This window comes from [Erwinia] mediterraneensis (assembly GCF_900604315.1).
Classification (GTDB): Bacteria; Pseudomonadota; Gammaproteobacteria; order Enterobacterales; family Enterobacteriaceae; genus Pantoea; species Pantoea mediterraneensis_A.
Genome location: NZ_LR026978.1, coordinates 610,432 through 631,872, shown reverse-complemented (window position 1 = coordinate 631,872; position 21,441 = coordinate 610,432). Strand labels below are relative to the sequence as shown.

Genomic DNA, 21,441 nt, shown 5'->3' with positions numbered 1-21,441 from the left:
TTATGAATTTAATCAATATTGCACAATCTGGTCTGAGTTCTGCACAAGCTGCCCTGAATGTGGTGGGCAACAATATTAATAATGCCTACAACGGTGACAGTCAGGATCCTTTTATTCAGGGCTACGCCCGACGTAATATTGTGCTGGGAGAAGCGGGCGGGCGATCCACTCCTTACGGTTTCTTTGGTTACGGCGTGCAGGTTAATGATGTGGCGCGCGCGTATAACAGTTTTATCAGCAATCAGGTACGCGGCGCGGCCAGTGAATATACCGCGCTGAATGCACACTATGAGCAGCTCAGCCAGATAGACAATATGTTTGGCAACGATACGCAAAATATTTCGGTTTCACTGAGCAATATTTTTGGGGCGCTGGAGAAAATGAGTCACGATCCGGTGAACCCGGCGGCGCGCCAGGAAGCGCTTTCGCAGTTTAAAACCCTTGCCAGCCAGTTTCGCAGCAACAGCAGTACGCTGAACAGCCTGGAAAAAAGCACCAACAAACAGATCGCGCAGAGCGTAGAAGAGATTAACGCGTACACCGCCCAACTGGCGAAAATAAACGAACAGATTAATAAGATCCACGGACAGACAGGTGGGCTACCGGCCGACCTGCTGGATCAGCGTGATAACGTGCTCACCAGACTGAGCGAGCTGACCGGTATTCAGGTTAACGAGAACAGCAGCAACGGCACCGTTAACGTAACGCTGACAAACGGGATGTCTCTGGTCAATGGCAACCGTGCTTATCAACTGGAAACCTCAACCTCGGCTGAAAACCCGGCGAAAACGGTGGTTTCTTATATCGATGCTGCCGGAAACAGATTGCCGCTGGATGAAAACAGAATGTCCGAAGGCAAGCTGGGCGGGTTATTTAAATTCCGCAATGAAGATCTGGTAGAAGCGCGCAATGAGTTAAACCAGCTGGCCTTACAGATGGCGAATAAATTCAATGAGGTTAACAAACAGGGATACGATCTGGACGGCAATCCCGGCAGCGCTATTTTCTCCTTTGCCGATCCTGTTGCGCTGGCTAATCAGCAGAACAGCGGCAACGCCTCACTGGCGGTCTCTTACAGTGATATCAGCCAGGTTGCAGCAACAGATTATGCTGTGACGTTTAACGGCACGGCGTGGGAAGTCACACGGGCTGATGGATCCACGGTGACGCCCGTCCCAGGCGCAGACGGTAGTCTGCAATTTGATGGCATTACTATCAAACCGCAGGGCACGCCGCAGCCGGGCGACAGCTTTATTCTCAACCCGGTCTCCGGGGCGGCGGATAGTCTGCAGGTCGCCATCAGCGATGGCGACGCCATTGCTGCATCAGGTTCAGCGAATCCTGATGAGGAGAGTAACAATGAGAACCTGCAGATGCTGCTGGGGATCAAAAATGAGAAGGTAATTGGCGATGCGACCTTGTCTGAGGCTTACGCCAGTATGGCCAGCAGGGTGGGCTCATCCACCTCCGCGCTGAAAGGGGCGATCGAAAGCAGCGGCAGCGCAGCAGATGAATTTATCAATCAGCAGCAAGCGTTGTCAGGCGTGGATTTAAATGAAGAGATGGTCAATATGCAGATGTTTACGCAGTACTATCAGGCGAACGCGCAAATACTGCAAACCGCCACCACCCTCTTCGACACGTTGTTAAATCTCCGATAAGCCAGAATACAGGAATTGATTATGCGCCTTAGCTCTCATTATATGTTTCAGCGCAGCATCGAAAGTATGTCCAACGCGATGAACAGCGGAAATAAAATTTATACCAGCCTTGCTGCAGGTCGTACATTATTAAAACCTTCTGACGATCCGGCCGGAGCTTCGCAGGCCATTACCTTACAGAGCGCGCTGTCAACGCTGGATCAATATGATACCGCCAGAAGCTATGCACAGGATGCCCTGGGCCAACAAGATACGGTATTGAATTCCATTAGCTCGCTGCTCAGTAAAAATTTAATGGAGAAAATCGTTGCGGCTGAAAGCGATAGCTATTCTGCGGCGGATCGTAAGGCGCTGGCAACGGAACTGGAAGGGATTCGTAATAGCCTGCGCGATCTGGCAAACAGTAAAAACAGTAACGGACGCTATATTTTTTCAGGCTATGCCACGGCCACGAAACCTTTTAATGAGGATGGCACCTGGAACGGCGCCGATAAGGCGATGTCACAAACGGTGGCGGATGGCACCACTATTACGGTGGGGCATACGGGGAAAGAGCTATTTATGACCGGCAGCGACAATGATATTTTTGCCGCCCTGAATAATGCCATTAATGTCCTGAATGATGATCAGCTCAGTAATAGCGAACGGCACGATAAACTGGAAGGTGCCAATGCCGTCATTTTAAAAGGTATCGATAATCTGGGGAAAATTCAGGCTGAAGTCGGGACCTGTCTGCAGCAGCTGGATACCCTCGCCAGCAACGCGGCTGAACAGCGTATACAAATCCAGACCCGGCTGGAGCAAACGGTCGGGGCCGATCCCGATACCTGGACCAGGCTGGTGGGGCAGTCAAAAATGGCTGACTTTGCCATGACCGCCTCGGTGATGCTGCCAACTTACTGATTTAGTGTATGATGGTGTTTTTGAGGTGCTCCAGTGGCTTCTGTTTCTATCAGCTGTCCCTCCTGTTCAGCTACAGACGGGGTGGTGCGTAACGGTAAAAGTACTGCCGGACATCAGCGCTATCTCTGCTCTCACTGCCGTAAAACATGGCAGTTACAGTTCACATACACAGCCTCTCAACCCGGTACGCACCAGAAAATCATTGATATGGCCATGAATGGCGTTGGATGCCGGGCAACCGCCCGCATTATGGGCGTTGGCCTCAACACGATTTTACGTCACTTAAAAAACTCAGGCCGCAGTCGGTAACCTCGCGCATACAGCCGGGCAGTGACGTCATCGTCTGCGCGGAAATGGACGAACAGTGGGGCTACGTCGGGGCTAAATCGCGCCAGCGCTGGCTGTTTTACGCGTATGACAGGCTCCGGAAGACGGTTGTTGCGCACGTATTCGGTGAACGCACTATGGCGACGCTGGGGCGTCTTATGAGCCTGCTGTCACCCTTTGACGTGGTGATATGGATGACGGATGGCTGGCCGCTGTATGAATCCCGCCTGAAGGGAAAGCTGCACGTAATCAGCAAGCGATATACGCAGCGAATTGAGCGGCATAACCTGAATCTGAGGCAGCATCTGGCAAGGCTGGGAAGGAAGTCGCTGTCGTTCTCAAAATCGGTGGAGCTGCATGATAAAGTCATCGGGCATTATCTGAACATAAAACACTATCAATAAGTTGGGACCATTACCGACCGCCTCGATGGCGGTATTCCAGTCGATGCAAAAAATGTCCATTTTTTCCATGTTGCAATAAACATCCTTACCGCGGGCATTTGCGGTTATTTCATTTTCAATGATTATGACGTTATGGAAAGTGTATCTGATGCGCGTTTCCGCAGCGGCTTTACCGGAGTCTACTATTCATGTTGCGCAATTTAAAAATATCAACAGGCATCACCTTTATTGTTGCGCTGTTTATGCTGATTGTGATGGTTATTTTATCCCTGGGCCTGTATGGCGCGCTGGTTAATCGAAATAATTTCCGCAACAATAACGATATTGCCATGAGCCTGGTCGCGGTTCAGGCGGCGGTCAGCCATGTTAACAGCGGACTGTCTGAGCTTAACGCTATTATGATGGCAAAAAGCCTGAATCGAGAAATCGACAGCGCTGAAGTCGCTGCCGCAAGAAATGAGCTTAATAAAGCACGTAGCAGAATAAGCGAACTGATGGCCTCCTCTTTTAACTCGCCGGAAGAAGAACAGGCGGCAAAAGCGGTAAAAAACCTTTTTGAGCGTTTGATGGAAAATGCGAATAACAAGCTGAACTATGCATTAACGCCAGCGGCATTTCCCGATAAAAATGATGAGGAAATTAAATTACGGCCTTTGCTGCGCGCGGAGGTGGAGAATTATAGTGCCATTATCAGGCAACTCAATGAAAAATATGTCACGCAGGCGCATAACAATTTCCAGCGTAGCCTGTTGACGACAATCAGCTGCATTATCCTCTCCCTGGCCATTCTGCTGGTTTCACGTATCTGGCTGAAAAGGGCGCTGTTTACCCGTCTGCATCAGGCGATGCAGGCTCTGCATCGTATTGGCGAAGGTAATCTGAGCGAAAAAGTCGAACCGGGCAGTAAAAACGAGATTGGCGAACTGCTTGCCTCGCTGGAACATATGCGCCTGGCGTTAACCGGGACCATTTCTGGTATTCGTGTTGGGGTGAAGCGGATTTATGGCAACGCCCGGGAAATTGCGAATGGCAATAACGATCTCTCATCGCGTACCGAACAGCAAGCCTCGGCGCTCCAGCAAACCGCAGCCAGCATGGAGGAGCTAAAAATTACCGTGCGTCAGAATGCGGATAATGCTCACAGCGCGCGGCAGCTGGCGGAGTGTGCCAGCACCAGCGCCCGTCACGGCGGTGATGTGATGGTACAGTTAGACGATATTATGCGTCAGATTATGGCCAGCTCCCGGCAGATTGCCGATATTAACAGCGTTATTGACAGTATTGCTAACCAGACCAATATCCTGGCTTTAAACGCTGCCGTGGAAGCTGCGCGCGCTGGCGAACAGGGGCGGGGATTTGCTGTGGTCGCCGGTGAAGTGCGTAATCTGGCGAAACGCAGTGCCGATGCAGCAAAGGAGAGCCGTGAATTAATTAACACCTGTGTGTCAAATATGTCCATCGGCTCGCAACAGGTGGAAAAAGCGGGGGATGCCATGCGCGATATTGTGCAGTCAGTGACGCAGGTGACCGATATTATGGTGGAGATTACTTCGGCGTCGGAAGAGCAGAGTATGGGCATTAATCAGATTGCCCAGGCGGTTAATGAAATGGATTTAGTTACCCAGCAGAATGCCGCCATGGTAGAACAGTCAGCCGCTGCTGCCAGCAATATGGAGCAGGAAACCGCGCAGCTGGAGAATCAGGTTTCACAGTTCAAAATTAATGAGGGCGCAACCGCCAGGGGCGCAGCCATGCCCGGATTATCAGGCCAGTCGCTTAACAGCACGGTGGTGCTGAAAAAACATAAAGCTGCCACGGAAGGTAGCCTGGAAGAAGAGTGGGAAAGCTTTTAATCAGGTAAGAATAAATTCTGCAAGTAACCTGGCGGCGCTAATAATAAAGCCGACGGATGTTATCCCTTACAGTAAATCAACCTGACAGACATATTAACCTTGCAATATGCATCCGGGAATAAACGCTTATCAGGCTATGTGATTAACAAGGCGTCCCGGATAATAACGTTGCCTGTTTCAACTTTTGGATAATATTACTGTGAATGGTTTATATACGCCTGAGGGAATGGCCAATAAAAGCGAGCTTTGGGCGAAATATGGCGGGCTGGTCCGTCGTGAAGCGCTACGTCTGCAGGCCCGGCTTCCTGCCTGCGTAGAACTGGATGATTTAATTCAGGCGGGCACGCTGGGATTTCTGGCCGCCATCGATGATTACGATGCGAAGAAAGGGATTGTGCTGGCTACCTGGATTACCCAACGCGTGCGCTGGGCATTGATGGATGAGTTGCGACAGCGTGACTGGGTATCGCGTCGGGTACGCCAGAACAGTAAGGATGTCGCTGCAGCGATTCAGCGCGTAGAGCAACGTCATGGCCGGGCGGCCAGCGAAGCGGAGGTGGCGGCGGAAATGAACATCACACTGGCGGATTATCAGCAAATGCTTCATGACAGCAATTCCGGCCAGATCTGTTCGCTCGATGAGTTAATGGCGTTGCTGGGTGACAGTGTTGAAATGCCTGATGAGCGACATGAACAACTTGATCCGTTGCATGCGCTGTCGTTCCAGTCCCTCACCGCTAAGGTTGCTGCAGAAATCCGTCAGTTGCCCGGCAGAGAACAGCTTTTGCTCAGCCTCTACTATCAGCAAGAACTGAATATGAAAGAGGTCAGCCTGATTCTGGGGATCACGGAAACGCGGGTAAGTCAGCTGCACAGCCAGACGATAAAGCGTTTACGGGCACGGATGGAAAAATATCAATAAGAAAACTCGCTAATTTATTTTGCTTGTTTGTTAATGATGTATGGGTAGTTTTAAACGAATTGTTGAATTGTATTTGCGATGATCAATATAATCAGGGTGATGTTAATATCTGGGCTTTATTTTGTTAAAAAAATAAACAGCCAGGAATTTGATCCTGATCAATGAAAACAGATAAGATGCTGTATTATTTCAGGGGGTTTTAATTCCTGAATAGATTATTATTAATTTAGCGTTATAAAATCGGCCAGATTGTTTAGTATTAATCTGAAATGATTTTTCTTAGAAATAATTTTGATCATGACAGAGAATTGTTGGATAATTGCTCGTACTTAGCCGCGTTCCCGGTATTCATGAGTTAACATTTTATACTTTTATAAAAGGTTACCGGAATATCACTTTACTTTAACTCTTATCATTGATGAACATCCATCTGCTATACGCACGTGGATGTGAACGGGTAATATGAAAGCAATTAACGAAGAAGATTATCTTCAGAGTATTCACAATATCAATCTGTCTTATTTGATTCTTGCTCAACAACTCATTCGGGAGGATAAAATTTCAGCCGGATTCCGTTTAGGTCTGCCTGAAGAGACGATTGAATTTCTGAAGGAATTATCACTGCCGCAACTGATTAAACTTTCGACCTCCAGCCAGTTAATCTGCCGGTTACGTCTGGATGATGAAAAAGTGATTGGCTGTCTGACAAAAGATTCACGTATCGATGCGTTACAACAGATCCATACGGGCATTCTTTTATCTACTGATCTGCTCAACGTGATGACTGAGCAGGAGAGTAACGAGGCGTCAGGTCATGTGTGAAAAAAGTATTCTGGATGAAATAAGGGATGTGCAAATTGCGATCGAACTGATCTCCTTTGGGGCCAGGATTCAGGTGCTTGAGACGGAAACCAATCTGAGCCGACGACGATTACTGAAATTATATAAAGAACTGCGCGGCTGCTCGCCACCGAAAGGGATGCTGCCCTTCTCGGCAGACTGGTTTATGAGCTGGGAGAACAATATTCACTCTTCCATGTTCTACAACATCTATCTTTTTCTCCAGAAAACAGAGAAGCGAAGCTCCATCGAAGAGATGATCAAAGCCTACCGCCTCTATCTGGAACAATGCCCGGTCGCTGCGGACGAAAAGCCGGTGCTGGGACTCACCCGGGCCTGGACGTTATTGCGTTTTATTGATTGCGGAATGATTGTTCATACGAAGTGTAACAGCTGCAAAGGCGGTTTTATTACCACCGCTGAATACGCCAGAGAAACTTTTATTTGCAGCCTGTGCTGTCCGCCTTCACGTGCCAGCAAGAAAAATCAATTATTTTCTAATCCACTGCCCGTGCAGGCAGCGAATAACGCAACAGGTTGTATTGCTTCTGAATAGATTATCTCTTTTTCAGATGCAGAATTACCTTTCAATAACGCATGGATATCCAGACACGGGATAAGATAACGATTGCCTTAATTGAGGATTTCTTGTGCTGATTGTTTTCGGTTATATTGTGGTATGTGCCACCGTTTTTGGTGGCTTTGTTTTGAGCGGCGGCCAGCTTAATGCGCTTTTTCAGCCCACGGAACTGTTGATTATTGGCGGGGCTGGCGTCGGCGCTTTTATTGTCGGTAATAATGGCAAAGCGATAAGAGCAACGTTAAAAGCTTTTCCCCATATGCTACGGGGATCGCATTATACCAAAGCGCTTTATATGGAACTGATGGCGATGATGTATCTGCTGCTGAATAAAAGTCGGCAGAACGGAATGATGTCGCTGGAAGCGGATATAGAAGATCCACAAAACAGCACGATTTTTTCTGCTTATCCCCGTTTGCTGGCGGATTCGCTCCTGACCAATTTCATTATCGATTATTTACGCCTGATGATCAGCGGCAATATGAATGCTTTTGAGATTGAAGCGCTGATGGATGTGGAAATTGAAACCTGTGAGCATGAACATGAAATACCGGCGCACAGCTTAAATGCGCTCGGCGATGCTTTCCCGGCCTTTGGCATTGTGGCCGCGGTGATGGGGGTAGTGAATGCGCTGGCGGCGGCGGATCGTCCGGCAAGCGAACTGGGAGAATTGATTGCCCATGCTATGGTTGGCACCTTTCTGGGAATACTGCTGGCGTATGGTTTTATTTTGCCGCTCGCCGCGCTGCTGCGGCAAAAAAGCAGCGAACAAATCAAGATGTTGCAGTGCATTAAGGTGACCTTACTCTCCTCCATTAATGGCTACGCGCCGCAAATCGCCGTGGAATATGGGCGTAAATCGCTGTTCTCCACCGAGCGCCCCTCCTTCCTTGAACTGGAGGAGCATGTCCGTCAGACCAAATCGGCTTCTGCAGCAGGCGGCTCATCATGAAAAATAACCCGCAGCACGTGATTGTGATCCGCAGAAGCAAAGCACAAAAGGCAGGTCATCATGGCGGCTCATGGAAAATTGCCTATGCAGATTTCATGACGGCCATGATGGCTTTTTTTCTGGTGATGTGGCTGCTTTCCAATTCAACGCCTCTGCAACGTCAGCAAATTGCCGAGTACTTTAAATCGCCGTTGCAGGTCGCGCTGGCGGGCGGGGATAAGGCCAGCTTAAGCGACAGTGTCATCCCGGGCGGTGGGCCCGATCCGCTGAAGCATGAGGGGGAAATCAACAAAGCGAACCGCGGGAAAAAAACACGCGATACAGGGATGAAAAAGCTGGCGAAGGCGCGTGATCGGCTGGAAAACCTGATCAAAATGGATCCGCGCCTGAGCCACTTTCAGTCCAATTTACGCCTTTCGCTGACGGAGGATGGCCTGCTGATCCAGATTATCGACAGCCAGGAGCGGCCGATGTTTAAGGTCGGCAGCAAAGTGCTGGAACCCTATCTGAACGACATTCTGCATGCGCTGGTGCCGGTGCTGAATGCGTTACCAAACCATATCAGCCTGACTGGCCATACCGACTCGTTACCCTACGCCACAGGCGACCTCGGCTACAGCAACTGGGAACTCTCTGCTGACCGGGCCAATGCGTTGCGCCGTGCGCTTATCAGCAATGGTATGGCGGGCGACAAGTTTCTGCGGGTCATCGGCACCGCCGACACCATGAGCGTGGAGAACACCCAGGCGGATAATCCCATTAACCGGCGTATCAGCATTCTGGTACTGAGCCAACGCAAAGAACAAGCGATCCTGCGCGAGGATACCTTGCTGCAGCATCTGCCCGAAGCGCTCTCTGGTGAAAACCTGCCTTCGCAACTGCATATGACGCCGGTGACGTCAGCGCAACAACACGCTCAGCCTGTGCAGCAGAGCGAAACGGGAATGAAATAACATGGATATGACCGATTTTTATCAGACGTTTTTCGATGAAGCGGATGAATTACTGGCGGAGATGGAGAGGCAGCTGCTGGTGCTGGACCCTGGCCAGCCGGAAAAAGAGCAGCTGGACGCCATATTTCGCGCCGCGCATTCCATCAAGGGAGGTGCAGGCACCTTTGGTTTCTCGCTTTTACAGGAAACCACCCATCTTCTGGAAAACATCCTTGATGAGGCGCGCGGTGGGGCGCTGGCGTTGAACAGCAAACATATCAATCTGTTTCTGGAAACCAAAGATATCATGCAAGATCAGCTGAACGCTTATAAAGCCTCAGAAGAACCAGAGCAGGCGAGTTTGCGCTATATCTGTGAGGCTCTGCGCCAGATTGCGCTGGAAAATACCAGCGCAACGCCAGAGCGCCCGCCAGAGGCCGCAGAGACAAGCGCCGCGCCTGCAGCTGGCCATCCCGCCCCGGTGCGTTACCAAATCACGTTGCGTCCGGTAAGCGCGAATGAGCAAAAACTGCTGCTGGAGGAACTGCTGAATCTCGGCACCGTTCTGACGCAGCAAAGCCTGCCGGATGGCTGTAGCGTCGAGCTGCAAACCACGGTTTCATCCGAGGATATTGTGGCGGTACTCTGTTTTATTATTGAGCCCGGACAAGTCGCTATTGCCCCGTTGCGCGAGGAACCGGCGCGGGCCGGGACAGCGCCCCCTGACCAGCCTGCGCCCCGCCAGCCGGAAAGCGCGGGCGGGGCGGGTAAAACAAAAACCGCCGGCAGGCACCCGCCAGGCGAGTCGGGCAGCATTCGCGTTGCGGGAGAAAAGGGCGATCAGATTATCAATCAGGGAGGGGAGCTGATTATCACGCAGGCGATGCTGAGTCAGCTCGCCGCCACCCTGGATCCCGCGCTGCACGACCGGCTGATTAACAGTATCAGCCAGCTGGAAAGGAACGCGCGCGATTTACAGGAGTCAGTGATGTCGATCCGTATGATGCCGATGGAGTATGTCTTCAGCCGTTTCCCGCGTCTGGTGCACGATCTGGCAGGCAAGCTGGGGAAAAACGTCGATCTGATCCTGCAGGGAGGATCGGCGGAACTGGATAAAAGTCTGATCGAACGCATTATCGATCCTTTAACCCATCTGGTGCGTAACAGCCTCGATCACGGCATCGAGCCGCCTGAGATACGGCGTCAGAAAGGTAAAGCGGAAACGGGCCATCTGACGCTCAGCGCTGAACATCAGGGCGGCAACATTGTGATTGAGGTCATTGATGACGGCGCCGGCCTGGACCGCGAAAAGATTCTGGCCCGCGCCCGCGCGCAGGGCATAGTCGTCGACGACAAGATGAGCGATGACGACGTCTGGCTACTGATCTTTGCCCCCGGCTTCTCAACCGCCGAGAAAGTCACCGATGTTTCCGGTCGCGGTGTCGGCATGGATGTGGTGCGCCGCAATATTCAGGAGATGGGCGGGCGCGTAGAAATCCAATCGGTGCGCGGCGCCGGATCCACCATGCGCATTATTCTGCCTCTGACGCTGGCTATTCTGGACGGCATGTCGGTGCAGGTGGGCGAGGAGATTTTTGTGTTGCCGCTCAATACCGTTATGGAGTCACTGCAGCCGGCGGAAAACGCGCTGCATCGTCTTACCGGCGGTGAACAGCTGTTACAGGTACGCGGTGAATACCTGCCGTTGGTCACGCTGCAGCAGCTGTTCGCTATCCCCACGGCTTGCGAAACGGCGAGCGCAGGCATCGCTGTGATCCTGCAAAGCGCAGGGACGCGTTATGCGCTGCTGGTGGATCAGTTGATCGGTCAGCATCAGGTGGTGGTGAAAAATCTTGAGCTGAATTACCGCAAAGTGGCGGGCATTTCCGCGGCCACCATTCTGGGCGATGGGCGGGTGGCGCTGATCCTCGATGTGGGCGCGCTGCCTGCTATGAGCAAAAAACAGGCTGCAACAGACAGCGTGGTTGATTAATTAACTGGAAGGTATTGAGCATGAGTTTTTCCACGGACAATACGACGCTTGCTGACGATGCAATCAGACACGAATACCTGCTTTTCCGGCTGGGCGACGAGGAATACGGCATTGAGATTCTGAAGGTGCAGGAGATACGCAACTATGAGCGCGTCACCCGCATCGCCAACGCGCCCGATTTTATCAAGGGGGTTACGAATTTGCGTGGCGTCATTGTGCCGATTGTCGATCTGCGGGTGAAATTTGCCCTCAGTTCCTGTGAAATCAACGATCATACTGTAGTCATAGTGATCAACCTGGCTAACCGGGTAGTGGGGATTGTGGTGGATGGGGTGTCTGATGTGCAGTCACTGACGGCCGAACAGATGCGTCCGGCTCCCGATTTTACCAGTGTGCTCCCCACCGACTATCTGCTTGGCCTCGGTGCGCTGGGCGAGCGGATGCTGATTCTGGTGGACATTGAGAAGCTGCTAAGCAGCCGGGAGATGGCGCTGGTGGAGCAGCTGGCTGACGCCCCTTACGCCTGAGCGCTCTCTCTGGCGTAGCCATATTCTTTTCCGCATCTCCTGCATCCTCCTGACTCACTGAGCATTGTCGCTGAAGCTATAAAGGTGATAATGCTCTTTTATTCTCTGCTTACCCCACGCGTTATTTTTCTTTCCGGTTCGCTTTCTGTCAGCATTAAGCGCACGTGCCGGGTTTGTACTGGCTGTGAGATCAGTCAGTGGCAAGGCGAAAAGTAAAAATCCGCCTTCATAGAAGACGGCTTTATTCTTCGCCCCATAGGGGCGTACTAAGTTCGGACTCTTAGAGCCCTCTCTTCATACCTCATGAAGCGATAGTTGTTTATCTTCAACTTCATGCTTCTCTTGATATTTTACATATTTACGGATCATTTCAGCATTTACTCCGACTGTGTCCACGCAGTATCCTTTGGCCCAAAAGTGATTGCCCCATAATTTGTGCTTACGCAGGTACGGGAACTTACTGAACAACCTTATTGCTGTTCTGCCTTTCAAATGACCCATTACTTCCGATACTGATAGCTTCGGCGGAATCTTTACCAAAAGATGTACATGATCCAGCTGCACATTTAACTCAACTATCTGGATTTTAAGCTGTTCGCTTAAAATCCAGATTTGCCGGTAAACCTCTTTACCAACATTTCCTTTTAATATCCTGAAGCGACACTTTGGCGTCCAGACTATATGGTATTGACAATGCCACAGCACGTGGGAAGCTTTTTGAAACCTGCTCATGTTGAATTTCCTTATCAGTTGTGGGGACAACGGATAAGAAGTTTGACATGGGCGGGTTTTTACCGGCAGAGCCAAAACCGAGGCGATAACCACGTCCACAGGACGTGGTTTTAAGTTGGTAATAAAAAACTCCCCGCCGGGTGGCAGGGAGTTTGTTTGCGCTTTCCGCTGGCCGGTCCGTGCCGCGGCGCGTCAGGATTAACGCAGCAGAGAGAGGACGTTCTGCGGGACCTGGTTCGCCTGCGCCAGTACGGTAGTACCGGCAGACTGCAGAATGTTCGCACGGCTCATATTGGAAACTTCCGTCGCGTAATCGGCATCCAGGATACGGGAACGGGATTGAGACAGGTTGTTGACCGTGCTGTCGAGGTTGCTGATAACAGAATCGAAGCGGTTCTGCGCCGCACCCAGGCCGGAACGCAGTTTATCAACCTGAGAAAGCGCGGCGTCGATAACTTCAGTCATCGGCTTGCCTTTTACCGCATCGATTTCATCCTGTGTCATATCAGCGCCTTTGGCAAAGGCGACAGAGTCATCAGCACCGCCGGTACCCTGAGTGAATGTCGCGGTGATTTTGGTATACACATCCTTGCCGCTTTCATCTTTACCGATACCAATAAAGCTGCCATCTTCCTGCTGGTAGATCTCACCGGTACCTTTGGCGCCAAACGCCGCCGTTTTGGCCTCAGTGAGCTTAGCGTCATCCAGCGCCACAGTAACATCGGCATTAGCACCGTTGTCATGACCGCTCACGGACATGCCTGCAGAGATCTGCGTGCCTTTATTTCCTCCAATCTGCGTTACGCTAAAGCCATCCAGGCCCAGGGTTTTGGCGTTCATCTGGCTCAGCTGGATATCGATGGTTTCACCATCGTTGGCACCCACCTGAATGCTCAGTGTCTGATCCTTGCTCAGTACCTTAACGCCGTTAAATTCAGTCTGTTCAGAGATACGGTTGATTTCATCCAGACGGGCATTGATTTCATCCTGAATGGACTGACGATCCGATTCTGAGTTGGTGCCGTTAGCCGCCTGCACCGCCAGACGACGGATATTCTGCAGGTTATCGTTCACTTCGTTCAGTGCGCCTTCGGTTGTCTGGGCAATAGAGATACCATCGTTGGCGTTACGGGACGCCTGGGTCAGGCCGGTAATGCTGGCGGTAAAGCGGTTGGAGATCGCCTGACCTGCTGCATCATCTTTGGCGCTGTTAATACGCAGACCGGAAGAGAGACGCTGAATAGCGCTGCCCAGCGCAGACTGCGATTTATTCAGGTTGTTCTGAGCAACCAGGCTTAATGAGTTAGTATTAATGACTTGAGCCATTGAAAATTCCTCTGTTGATATTTCTGCTACTTGCGGAACGTAATGAGTGAATGAATACAACGTTCCGCTCACCTTAAAGAAAATCGGTTTGTGGGATTTTTTTCTAAAATAAAAATTTACCGCCGGTAACTGATTGCGTAAATAATAAACGCCGGCGCGTTACGGAATTGGTGACGATTTTTTGTCGTGATTTTTATGTTATTAGCATTTTTTTTATTTTGATGTTAAATTTATGTTCAGCAGGAGCATGACAGGATAAGCAATAAAATAAAAACAACGCATAAGTGCCGCTATATAAACAGGTAAGCAGAAGCATCAGGTATGTCTACGGTATGAGTCTTTTCTTATTCATTTGATAGTTAAGCATTTTTTATAATGGTAGTTTGTGCAGGAGATTTGTGCCTCTTTACAGCAGGGTAATAAAAGCATCAGGAAGTTAGCGGTGGAATGATTTATAATAACCAGCGCGGGACAATATGGTTGCTTCTCTGTCCGTCAATGGCAGATTAATCGGTTATTAAACGGGGGCTATAATGTTTGTTTTTTTAGAACCGGCTGATTAACTCCGGCGGTGCAGGTAACCTTTCAGACGAGACGGTCGCGGGAAAAATTAATCTTTTCCCTGACGCAAACCGATATTTATCAGAGCGTACTTCTACAGCACAATCTTAAAAGAGGAGTAACAGATGACGACCATGACTTCACTGGGTGTCGGCTCCGGTCTCGATTTGGAAACCATGTTGACCCAGCTACAGGCGGCAGAGCAGACGCGGCTGACCCCCTATACCGCCTTACAGAACAGCTACCAGGCGAAAATCTCCAGCTGGGGCAAGATCTCCAGCGCCCTGTCGAGTCTGCAAAGCAGCGTGAAAAAGCTGCAGCAGGATGCCTTCAATACCCTGAGCGTCAGTACCAACACGGCGTTCAGCGCGACCGCCACCTCAGACGCTTCCGCCGACAGCCATGAAATTACCGTCATGCAACTGGCAACCGCCCATAAGATTAAAACCACAACCTTTGATAACGCCGATCAGGATCTGGGCACCAGCGCTGGCGGCGAGCGCACCATTACCATTACGCAGGGAGATGGTAAAAAGATAGAGGTCAGGCTGAAAGATGATGAAACCTCACTGAACGATATCGCCAAAGCGATCAACAAACAGGGCGGCGACCTTTCAGCCTCGGTACAGCGTACCGACAACGGTTATCAGCTGGTGTTCAGCGCCAAAACCACCGGCAGCGATGGCGAGATGACCGTTACGGTGGACGGGGATGACAACCTGGCGGGGATTCTGAACTATCACTCTGATGGTCAGGACGCAGGTCAGTTGACCCGGCCTACGCCGAATGCCATGACGGAAGTCACCGCGGCGCAGGACGCAAAACTGGAGGTGGATGGCAGCACTTATACCCGCTCCAGCAACGATATCTCCGATATCATCAGCGGCGTTACGCTCAACCTGAAGGCAGTTTCCGCACAGGAGGAGGGCCACTATAAATCTGAGCAGCTGACGCTGACAAAAGATACCTCGGCGATCAAAACCAGCCTGCAGGAATTTGTAAAGCAATACAATGCGCTGCTGAAACAGACCAGCGCGGCCAGTAAATATGTGCCCAGCGATACCAAAGGGCTTGCCAGCGACAGTCTCGCCAAACCTAATGCGCAAAACGGGGCGCTGGTAGGCGACTCGATGCTGCGCGGTATGGTCGGGGATATTCGTTCTGCCGTTAACGGCGTCTACGGCGACAGCGGCGCAGATTATGGCTCACTGGCCGATCTCGGTATTAAGATCGATGCGGCCACCGGCCAGATGACGCTGGATGAGAGTAAGCTGGATGAGGCGATTGCGGATAACCCCGGGCAGATCGCCAATATTTTTCAGGATCATAATGGTCAGCAGGGGATGGCGACGCAGCTGAATACCCTTATCACCACCTTTATCGGCGATACGGCCAACCATATTGATGGCCAAATCAAAAGCACCACCGACAGCCTGAACGATCAGGTAAAAATTGTCGCCAGCCAGATCGCCAAAACACAGCAGCTGGTAGACGCTCAGGTAGAGCGTTACCGCATACAGTTTCAAAACCTCGATGCCAGCATGTCAAAAATCACCGGCATGAGTAATGCCCTGACCAGTCTGTTGTCGTCGATGTGAGCATGTCATAAAACAGGGCGCGGCGTTGCCCTGTTAATATTAAGTGAGGATAGTATGTATTCCGCGAGAGGAGTTCAGGCGTACGCTGAGGTGAGTCTGCAAAGTCAATTATCGGGTGCGACCCCCCATCAGCTTATTACATTGTTATTTGAGGGTGCCCATAATGCATTGTTACGAGCCAAAATATGTATTGAGCAGGGCAAGGTGGCGGAGCGGGGTAAACTGATTTCTAAGGCTATTAATATTATTGATAATGGTCTGCGCAGCGCACTGGACCATGAGAAAGGACAACCTGTGGCAGGAGAACTCGATAGATTATATGAGTATCTGTCGCGCACGCTGCTACGGGCTAATCTGCATAACGACCCGGCGTTGATCGATCATGTTGACGAACTGCTGATGAATATCGCCAGCGCATGGAAAGAAATTGAATAAACCCAATAACAGGCCCAATATGGATAAAGATGAACCTAACCTGCATTTTGAAAAAATAATGCATTCTAACCGTGAACTTCTTGATCTTGCCCGCGCAGAAAAGTGGGACGAATTTATCGATACGGTAGAGGACTATATTATTTGTCTGAGTGGATTTATTGAAAAAATGCGCGGCACGCTGAGCAGCGATAAAAAACAGGCGCTGAATGAGGCGCTCAGGTTGTTACAAGAGAATGAAAAAGAGATGACGGAAAGATTGCGTAGCCGTCTCGATTTCCTGACCCAAAAAATGTCGTCTTTACAGCAGGGGAAAAAATGCGCCCAGGCGTATTCCACACAAATTACACAATCCTTTCATTAATATCCTGAAGGTCATTTTCGCCGGTATAATAAAATGGCCTTCTCCTTTCAGCCTGGCTACCCGACTTTTCACGCCGCCGCGGGTTCGCTGAATTCAATTGCCTTAATATAGATGCCAGCATGGGCCATCATGACGATCAATTTGTCTGCGCTGAACAGACTGATCTTGCCGTGGGCGAGCTCTGAGAGCCTGGGCTGGCTGACGCCCAGGACAATGGCGGCCTTTGCCTGGCCCAGTCCACGCTTTTCAATCCAGGCGTTCAGCGCGGACATCAACAGCGAACAAATTTTCATTTTCTCCGCTTCCTCCGGCGTTTCGCTGATGGCATCCCGGACACTGTCAAAGGTTTCAATTTTCATTGTTACGCTCCTGTATAAGGGCACCGAGTCGTTACTGTGCCAGATGGATATCTGGCCGACGTGTTGCCTGGGTTTTCTTGCGGAAACAGTGCAACACATAAACGGCTTGGGGAAATTTCGTTACGTAGATTGCCCGATAACTACCCTCTTCATCTCTGGCACGAATTGCACAGACGCCAGGCCCAATGGTAATAAAAGGTTTCCCGTCAACAGGAGTCCAGCCCTGCTGCACTCTGTCCAGCTGAAAACCGATTTCCTGACGCATATCTTGTGGAAAGCTGAGCAGATCTTCCCGGCTGCTGCCGACAAAAAGCTAAATTTTTGCGCATTCCCTGCTTAATTATACGTATTTTGTATAATCGCAAACTGTTGTCTGATGACCTGTGTCATCAGCTTGCAAATTGCTGTTTTAAAAGTAAACCAGGGAGATGTCAGGTGGGATACGAAAGCCCCGGGCAGATTTGCAAACCAGATTCAGAATATCAATCGCGGTAAGTGACGGTCAGCTGATTACTGACCACATTCAGGGCCGGAATCAGCTGGCCGTGATGAGCAACCGAATAGATAAAGCGGAAGGGGCCGGCGGGGGAGAGGGGGAGAGTACACTGTAACTCGCCGCTCAGCGCTTTGAGCGGCACACAGCGCGCAGGAGTACAAAGCTTTATCTCCAGCCCGACGGGCGGCGGATTCAACAGCCGGATGTGCCAGGTGATGCGTGTGGCGCTGGCGCTGCCAGGGAGTGGAACAGGCGCAACCAGCGCCCGACTCACCAGCACCTGATGACCGACGCTGACCACACCCCCAGCGCTCTTTTTACTCCAGGTCCCGCTGGCGGCCTGCGCCAGCAGGGGCAGGGCAACCAGGGCGAGCACAATCACTCTGACGCAACGCATTCCTGGCCTCCAATCACGCTGCGCATGCGTACGGTTTTGTTACCGCTGATCTCCAGATTAGAGAGCACCACCAGCTGCGGCCAGACACGACGCAGGAAACGTGACAGCATGGCCCTGAGGGGCTGATTTACCAGCAGCACCGGTGCCAGTCCGAGCGCCTCCTGCGACTGGATCGCTTTTTCTGTCTGGCTCATCAGGTTCGCGGCGATGCCCGGCTCCAGCGCGTTGCCGGTTTGCAACGTTTGCATCAGGATCCTTTCCAGCTGGGTATCCAGGCCGATCACCTGAATGTCGTTGCTGCCCTTAAACCACTGATGAGTGATGGCGCGTCCCAGCCGGATGCGCACCTGGGCGGTCAGCTCATCCACATCTTTCTGCACCGGCGCATATTCCGCCAGGGTGTCAATAATAGTGCGCATATCGCGAATCGAGACCTGTTCGGCCAGCAAATTCTGTAAAACCTTATGGAACTGCGTCAGGGTCACCACTTCGGGGATCAGCTCCTCCACCACCCTGGGCATCTCTTTGCTGAGGCGATCCAGCAGCTGCTGGGTTTCCTGACGGCCAAACAGCTCTTCAATATGCAGGCCGATAAGGTGATTCAGATGGGTCGCCACCACCGAGCTGGGATCGACCACGGTGTAGCCCTGAATTTGTGCCTGCTCGCGCTGCACTTCATGGATCCAGATCGCGGGTAAACCAAAGGCGGGCTCCTGACAGTTATCGCCCGGCAGATCGCCTGCGGCACAGCCAGGGTTAATCGCCATCCAGCGCTCTGGCTGAATATCGCCGTTGCCAATCTCAACGCCTTTTAACAGGATGCGATAAGCCGTCGGGGCTAAGTCCAGATTGTCGCGGATATGCACCGGCGGTGGTAAAAAGCCCATCTCCTGGGCGATTTTTTTGCGGATGCCGCGAATGCGCGTCAGCAGTTCCCCTCCCTGTACGCTGTCTACCATGGGAATCAGGCGGTAGCCCACTTCCAGACCCAGCGCATCTTCAATCTGCACGTCTGACCAGGAGGCTTCCGCAGCCTGTAGCGCGTCTGCGTGGGCAGCGCTGCTCTCATCCGTGTCGCCAGGATCTTTTTTTACGCTGCCGCCGCTTTGCTGACCACGCAGCCACCAGGCCAGACCAAGCAACGCAGTGGTAAACAGTAAAAAGACCAGGTTGGGCATGCCGGGGATCATACCGAGCAAGCCAATCACGGCAGCTGACAGCGTCATCACGCGCGGACTGGTGAACAGCTGAGCCATCATCTGCTCACTGACATCCTGCCCGGTGGCGACCCGGGTGACAATGACCCCCGCCGCTGTAGAGATAATCAATGCCGGAATCTGCGCCACCAGACCATCACCAATGGTCAGTAACGTATAGGTGGAACCCGCGTCGGCAAAGGACATCTCATGCTGGATGACTCCTACCAGCAGACCGCCGAGAATATTGATGCCCATAATCAACAGCCCGGCGATAGCATCGCCGCGCACGAACTTACTGGCGCCATCCATCGAACCGTAGAAATCGGCTTCCTGCGTCACTTCGCTGCGACGGCGTTTCGCTTCTTCTTCCCCAATCAGACCGGCGTTCAGATCGGCGTCGATCGCCATCTGTTTGCCCGGCATACCGTCCAGCACAAAACGCGCGCCGACTTCAGCGATACGGCCTGCCCCTTTGGTGATCACCATAAAGTTAATAATGATCAAAATGGCGAAGATTACGATGCCGATAGCGAAATTGCCCCCCACCAGAAAGTGACCAAAGGCTTCCACGACACGGCCTGCTGCGCTGGCACCGTTGTGGCCGTGCAGCAGAATAATACGGGTGGAGGCGACGTTCAGCGCCAGCCTCAGCAGGGTAGAAAAGAGCAGCACGGTGGGAAAGGCGGCAAATTCCAGCGTATTCTGCGTGAACATCGCCACCAGCAATATCATCAGTGCCAGCACAATATTGAAGGTGAACAGCATATCGAGCACGAAAGCGGGCAGCGGCAGCACCATCATGGCCAGAATAAGCATGATCAGCACCGGGCCGGCAAGAATCTGCCACGGCGTCTCTTTCAGACCGGACAGACGTAGTCGGGTGGCAAGGTTAGCCATCAATTTCACTCTCATGTTTAAAATCCAGTGCCGCAGGCACCGGCAGGTTTTCAGGTTTTTTCGGCTGCAGGCCGCCAGCTTTGCGCCAGCGTTCCAGGCTGTAAACCCAGGCCAGGACTTCAGCCACGGCGCTGTAGAGCGCGGCGGGGATCGGATCGCCAATCTCGCCATGACGGTAAAGAGCGCGTGCCAGCGGCGGCGCTTCCAGCATCGGAATGTTATGTTTTGCAGCCTCTTCCCGAATGCGTAACGCCACTGCGCCCGCACCTTTCGCCAGCAGAACCGGCGCGGCCATGTCACCCTCCCTGTAGCGCAGGGCGACGGCATAGTGGGTAGGGTTATTGACGATCACATCCGCGTCAGGGACATCCGCCATCATGCGTCCCCGGGCCATGGCGCGCTGCATCTGCCTGATGCGTCCTTTCAGCTGCGGATTCCCTTCCTGTTCTTTAAATTCATCGCGTATCTCCTGACGAGTCATGCGCAGTTTTTTGTTGTGACTGTGTAGTTGAGAAAGAATGTCATATGCCGCCATCGGTATAACCGCGAGCGCAGCCAGCAGGGTACAGTGCAGAATCAGCGTGCAGGCCTCCCGTATCGCCATTCCTGAAGCAACGGTCGGAAGCTGCATCACTGACGCCCGGTGCGCATGCAGATAGAGCGCACAACTGGTTCCCGCAAAAATCACCTTCAGGACGCTTTTCAGCAGCTCCGTGAGCAGTTGCGCAGAGTAGATGCGCTTAAAACCTGCCAGCGGTGAGAGGCGGGAGAGATCGCACTTCAGCGCTTTACTGCTCAGATAAAAACCGCCCAGCAGCATGGGCGCGGTCAGCCCCACCAGAAACAGCCCGAACAGAAAAGGCAGTAACGAAGCAGCCGCGGCGCTGAACTGCGTCGAGAGTTGCCGGATCATGCTGCCAGCGTCCTGCAACAGCAGGTTGTCGAACATCAGGCCGTGCTGTAAAAGCCGGGCAAGCTGATGCGCCACCTGTGCGCCTGTGGTCCACATCAGCGACCAGCCTGTCAGCAACATCAGGACGGAGGTCAGCTCGCGTGAGCGCGGAATTTGCCCTTCCTGCCGCGCTTTTTCGCGTCGGTACGGGGTAGGGGATTCGGTTTTTTCGGCATCATTCTCTGAGGACATCATGTTGCTTCATTTCTTCCGGTGCTGCGGCCGGTCTGCGCT

Annotated in this window: 20 protein-coding genes and 1 pseudogene; 14 read left to right on the top strand and 7 right to left on the bottom strand. The window is 51.9% G+C overall.

Annotation, left to right across the window (positions count from 1 at the left end; genetic code table 11):
- Positions 1–2 precede the first annotated feature (2 nt).
- From flgK to E0E17_RS02950, 11 genes are all read left to right on the top strand, one after another.
- The gene (gene flgK, locus E0E17_RS03000; protein ID WP_130835451.1) at positions 3–1,661 is read left to right on the top strand and encodes a flagellar hook-associated protein FlgK; all 1,659 of its coding nucleotides are present in this window, start codon (positions 3–5) and stop codon (positions 1,659–1,661) included.
- Positions 1,662–1,682: 21 nt separating this feature from the next.
- Positions 1,683–2,564: a flagellar hook-associated protein FlgL gene (flgL, locus tag E0E17_RS02995; protein ID WP_130831375.1), complete on the top strand. Its 882-nt coding sequence runs from the start codon at positions 1,683–1,685 to the stop codon at positions 2,562–2,564.
- 33 nt (positions 2,565–2,597) lie between these two features.
- Positions 2,598–3,295 (top strand): IS1-like element IS1A family transposase gene (locus tag E0E17_RS20585; RefSeq protein WP_103215986.1). Its coding sequence is split into 2 segments (ribosomal slippage): positions 2,598–2,847 and positions 2,847–3,295, totalling 699 coding nucleotides; the frame shifts between segments, so codons are not numbered across the junction.
- Positions 3,296–3,483: 188 nt separating this feature from the next.
- Positions 3,484–5,148, top strand: coding sequence for a methyl-accepting chemotaxis protein (locus E0E17_RS02985; RefSeq protein WP_130831373.1), 1,665 nt, complete (start codon positions 3,484–3,486; stop codon positions 5,146–5,148).
- A 199-nt stretch (positions 5,149–5,347) separates the two neighbouring features.
- Positions 5,348–6,070, top strand: a complete 723-nt coding sequence (locus E0E17_RS02980) for an RNA polymerase sigma factor FliA (protein WP_130835450.1) — start codon at positions 5,348–5,350, stop codon at positions 6,068–6,070.
- Positions 6,071–6,532: 462 nt separating this feature from the next.
- On the top strand, positions 6,533–6,892 hold the full coding sequence (flhD, locus tag E0E17_RS02975; RefSeq protein WP_130831371.1) for a flagellar transcriptional regulator FlhD: 360 nt from the start codon (positions 6,533–6,535) through the stop codon (positions 6,890–6,892).
- Positions 6,885–7,466, top strand: coding sequence for a flagellar transcriptional regulator FlhC (gene flhC / locus E0E17_RS02970; protein WP_130831369.1), 582 nt, complete (start codon positions 6,885–6,887; stop codon positions 7,464–7,466). The genes flhD and flhC overlap by 8 nt, the downstream gene beginning before the upstream one ends.
- A 94-nt stretch (positions 7,467–7,560) precedes the next feature.
- On the top strand, positions 7,561–8,442 hold the full coding sequence (gene motA, locus E0E17_RS02965) for a flagellar motor stator protein MotA (RefSeq protein ID WP_130831367.1): 882 nt from the start codon (positions 7,561–7,563) through the stop codon (positions 8,440–8,442).
- A complete protein-coding gene (gene motB, locus E0E17_RS02960) occupies positions 8,439–9,395 on the top strand; it encodes a flagellar motor protein MotB (protein ID WP_130831365.1) in 957 nt (318 codons plus the stop codon). The genes motA and motB overlap by 4 nt, the downstream gene beginning before the upstream one ends.
- Before the next feature lies 1 nt (position 9,396).
- Positions 9,397–11,367: a chemotaxis protein CheA gene (gene cheA, locus E0E17_RS02955; protein ID WP_130831363.1), complete on the top strand. Its 1,971-nt coding sequence runs from the start codon at positions 9,397–9,399 to the stop codon at positions 11,365–11,367.
- A gap of 20 nt (positions 11,368–11,387) precedes the next feature.
- Positions 11,388–11,894, top strand: coding sequence for a chemotaxis protein CheW (locus E0E17_RS02950; protein ID WP_130831361.1), 507 nt, complete (start codon positions 11,388–11,390; stop codon positions 11,892–11,894).
- Positions 11,895–12,188: 294 nt separating this feature from the next.
- Here the strand turns inward: E0E17_RS02950 and tnpA are convergent, their stop codons facing one another.
- Both tnpA and E0E17_RS02940 read right to left on the bottom strand, forming a co-directional pair.
- On the bottom strand, positions 12,189–12,626 hold the full coding sequence (tnpA, locus tag E0E17_RS02945; RefSeq protein ID WP_130831359.1) for an IS200/IS605 family transposase: 438 nt from the start codon (positions 12,624–12,626) through the stop codon (positions 12,189–12,191).
- Between the two features lie 198 nt (positions 12,627–12,824).
- Entirely contained in the window at positions 12,825–13,952 is a 1,128-nt protein-coding gene (locus tag E0E17_RS02940; RefSeq protein ID WP_130831357.1) for a FliC/FljB family flagellin, read from the bottom strand.
- Positions 13,953–14,638: 686 nt separating this feature from the next.
- Here E0E17_RS02940 and fliD point away from each other — a divergent pair.
- The 3 genes from fliD to E0E17_RS02925 are packed head-to-tail and all read left to right on the top strand — an operon-like array spanning position 14,639 to position 16,907.
- Complete coding sequence (gene fliD / locus E0E17_RS02935; protein WP_130831355.1) at positions 14,639–16,111, top strand: flagellar filament capping protein FliD; 1,473 nt, start codon at positions 14,639–14,641, stop codon at positions 16,109–16,111.
- 54 nt (positions 16,112–16,165) lie between these two features.
- Complete coding sequence (gene fliS / locus E0E17_RS02930; RefSeq protein WP_130831353.1) at positions 16,166–16,546, top strand: flagellar export chaperone FliS; 381 nt, start codon at positions 16,166–16,168, stop codon at positions 16,544–16,546.
- Positions 16,539–16,907 (top strand): flagellar protein FliT, encoded by a 369-nt coding sequence (locus tag E0E17_RS02925; RefSeq protein WP_237680754.1) that lies wholly within the window; start codon positions 16,539–16,541, stop codon positions 16,905–16,907. The genes fliS and E0E17_RS02925 overlap by 8 nt, the downstream gene beginning before the upstream one ends.
- 68 nt (positions 16,908–16,975) lie before the next feature.
- Here the strand turns inward: E0E17_RS02925 and E0E17_RS02920 are convergent, their stop codons facing one another.
- The 5 genes and pseudogenes from E0E17_RS02920 to flhB form a co-directional block, all read right to left on the bottom strand.
- Positions 16,976–17,266 carry a helix-turn-helix domain-containing protein gene (locus E0E17_RS02920; RefSeq protein WP_130831351.1) on the bottom strand — a complete coding sequence of 97 codons (291 nt, stop codon included), beginning with the start codon at positions 17,264–17,266 and terminating at the stop codon, positions 16,976–16,978.
- A 31-nt stretch (positions 17,267–17,297) separates the two neighbouring features.
- Positions 17,298–17,595: pseudogene (locus E0E17_RS02915) on the bottom strand (type II toxin-antitoxin system RelE/ParE family toxin).
- Positions 17,596–17,748: 153 nt separating this feature from the next.
- Entirely contained in the window at positions 17,749–18,159 is a 411-nt protein-coding gene (locus E0E17_RS02910; protein WP_130831347.1) for a flagellar protein FlhE, read from the bottom strand.
- Positions 18,141–20,255: a flagellar biosynthesis protein FlhA gene (flhA, locus tag E0E17_RS02905; RefSeq protein ID WP_130835448.1), complete on the bottom strand. Its 2,115-nt coding sequence runs from the start codon at positions 20,253–20,255 to the stop codon at positions 18,141–18,143. The genes E0E17_RS02910 and flhA overlap by 19 nt, the downstream gene beginning before the upstream one ends.
- A complete protein-coding gene (gene flhB / locus E0E17_RS02900; protein ID WP_130835447.1) occupies positions 20,248–21,399 on the bottom strand; it encodes a flagellar biosynthesis protein FlhB in 1,152 nt (383 codons plus the stop codon). Before flhB ends, flhA begins: the two co-directional genes overlap by 8 nt.
- Positions 21,400–21,441 lie beyond the last annotated feature (42 nt).

What these genes read in the sequence shown, in the direction of transcription:
- flgK (WP_130835451.1), top strand. Translation starts at nt 3, where the DNA reads ATGAATTTAATCAATATTGCACAATCTGGTCTGAGTTCTGCACAAGCT.
- E0E17_RS02985 (WP_130831373.1), top strand. Translation starts at nt 3,484, where the DNA reads ATGTTGCGCAATTTAAAAATATCAACAGGCATCACCTTTATTGTTGCG.
- E0E17_RS02920 (WP_130831351.1), bottom strand. Translation starts at nt 17,266, where the DNA reads ATGAAAATTGAAACCTTTGACAGTGTCCGGGATGCCATCAGCGAAACG.
- cheA (WP_130831363.1), top strand. Translation starts at nt 9,397, where the DNA reads ATGGATATGACCGATTTTTATCAGACGTTTTTCGATGAAGCGGATGAA.
- E0E17_RS02940 (WP_130831357.1), bottom strand. Translation starts at nt 13,952, where the DNA reads ATGGCTCAAGTCATTAATACTAACTCATTAAGCCTGGTTGCTCAGAAC.
- motB (WP_130831365.1), top strand. Translation starts at nt 8,439, where the DNA reads ATGAAAAATAACCCGCAGCACGTGATTGTGATCCGCAGAAGCAAAGCA.
- flhD (WP_130831371.1), top strand. Translation starts at nt 6,533, where the DNA reads ATGAAAGCAATTAACGAAGAAGATTATCTTCAGAGTATTCACAATATC.
- flhB (WP_130835447.1), bottom strand. Translation starts at nt 21,399, where the DNA reads ATGTCCTCAGAGAATGATGCCGAAAAAACCGAATCCCCTACCCCGTAC.
- flhA (WP_130835448.1), bottom strand. Translation starts at nt 20,255, where the DNA reads ATGGCTAACCTTGCCACCCGACTACGTCTGTCCGGTCTGAAAGAGACG.
- tnpA (WP_130831359.1), bottom strand. Translation starts at nt 12,626, where the DNA reads ATGAGCAGGTTTCAAAAAGCTTCCCACGTGCTGTGGCATTGTCAATAC.
- fliS (WP_130831353.1), top strand. Translation starts at nt 16,166, where the DNA reads ATGTATTCCGCGAGAGGAGTTCAGGCGTACGCTGAGGTGAGTCTGCAA.
- E0E17_RS02950 (WP_130831361.1), top strand. Translation starts at nt 11,388, where the DNA reads ATGAGTTTTTCCACGGACAATACGACGCTTGCTGACGATGCAATCAGA.
- flhC (WP_130831369.1), top strand. Translation starts at nt 6,885, where the DNA reads ATGTGTGAAAAAAGTATTCTGGATGAAATAAGGGATGTGCAAATTGCG.
- E0E17_RS02910 (WP_130831347.1), bottom strand. Translation starts at nt 18,159, where the DNA reads ATGCGTTGCGTCAGAGTGATTGTGCTCGCCCTGGTTGCCCTGCCCCTG.
- flgL (WP_130831375.1), top strand. Translation starts at nt 1,683, where the DNA reads ATGCGCCTTAGCTCTCATTATATGTTTCAGCGCAGCATCGAAAGTATG.
- fliD (WP_130831355.1), top strand. Translation starts at nt 14,639, where the DNA reads ATGACGACCATGACTTCACTGGGTGTCGGCTCCGGTCTCGATTTGGAA.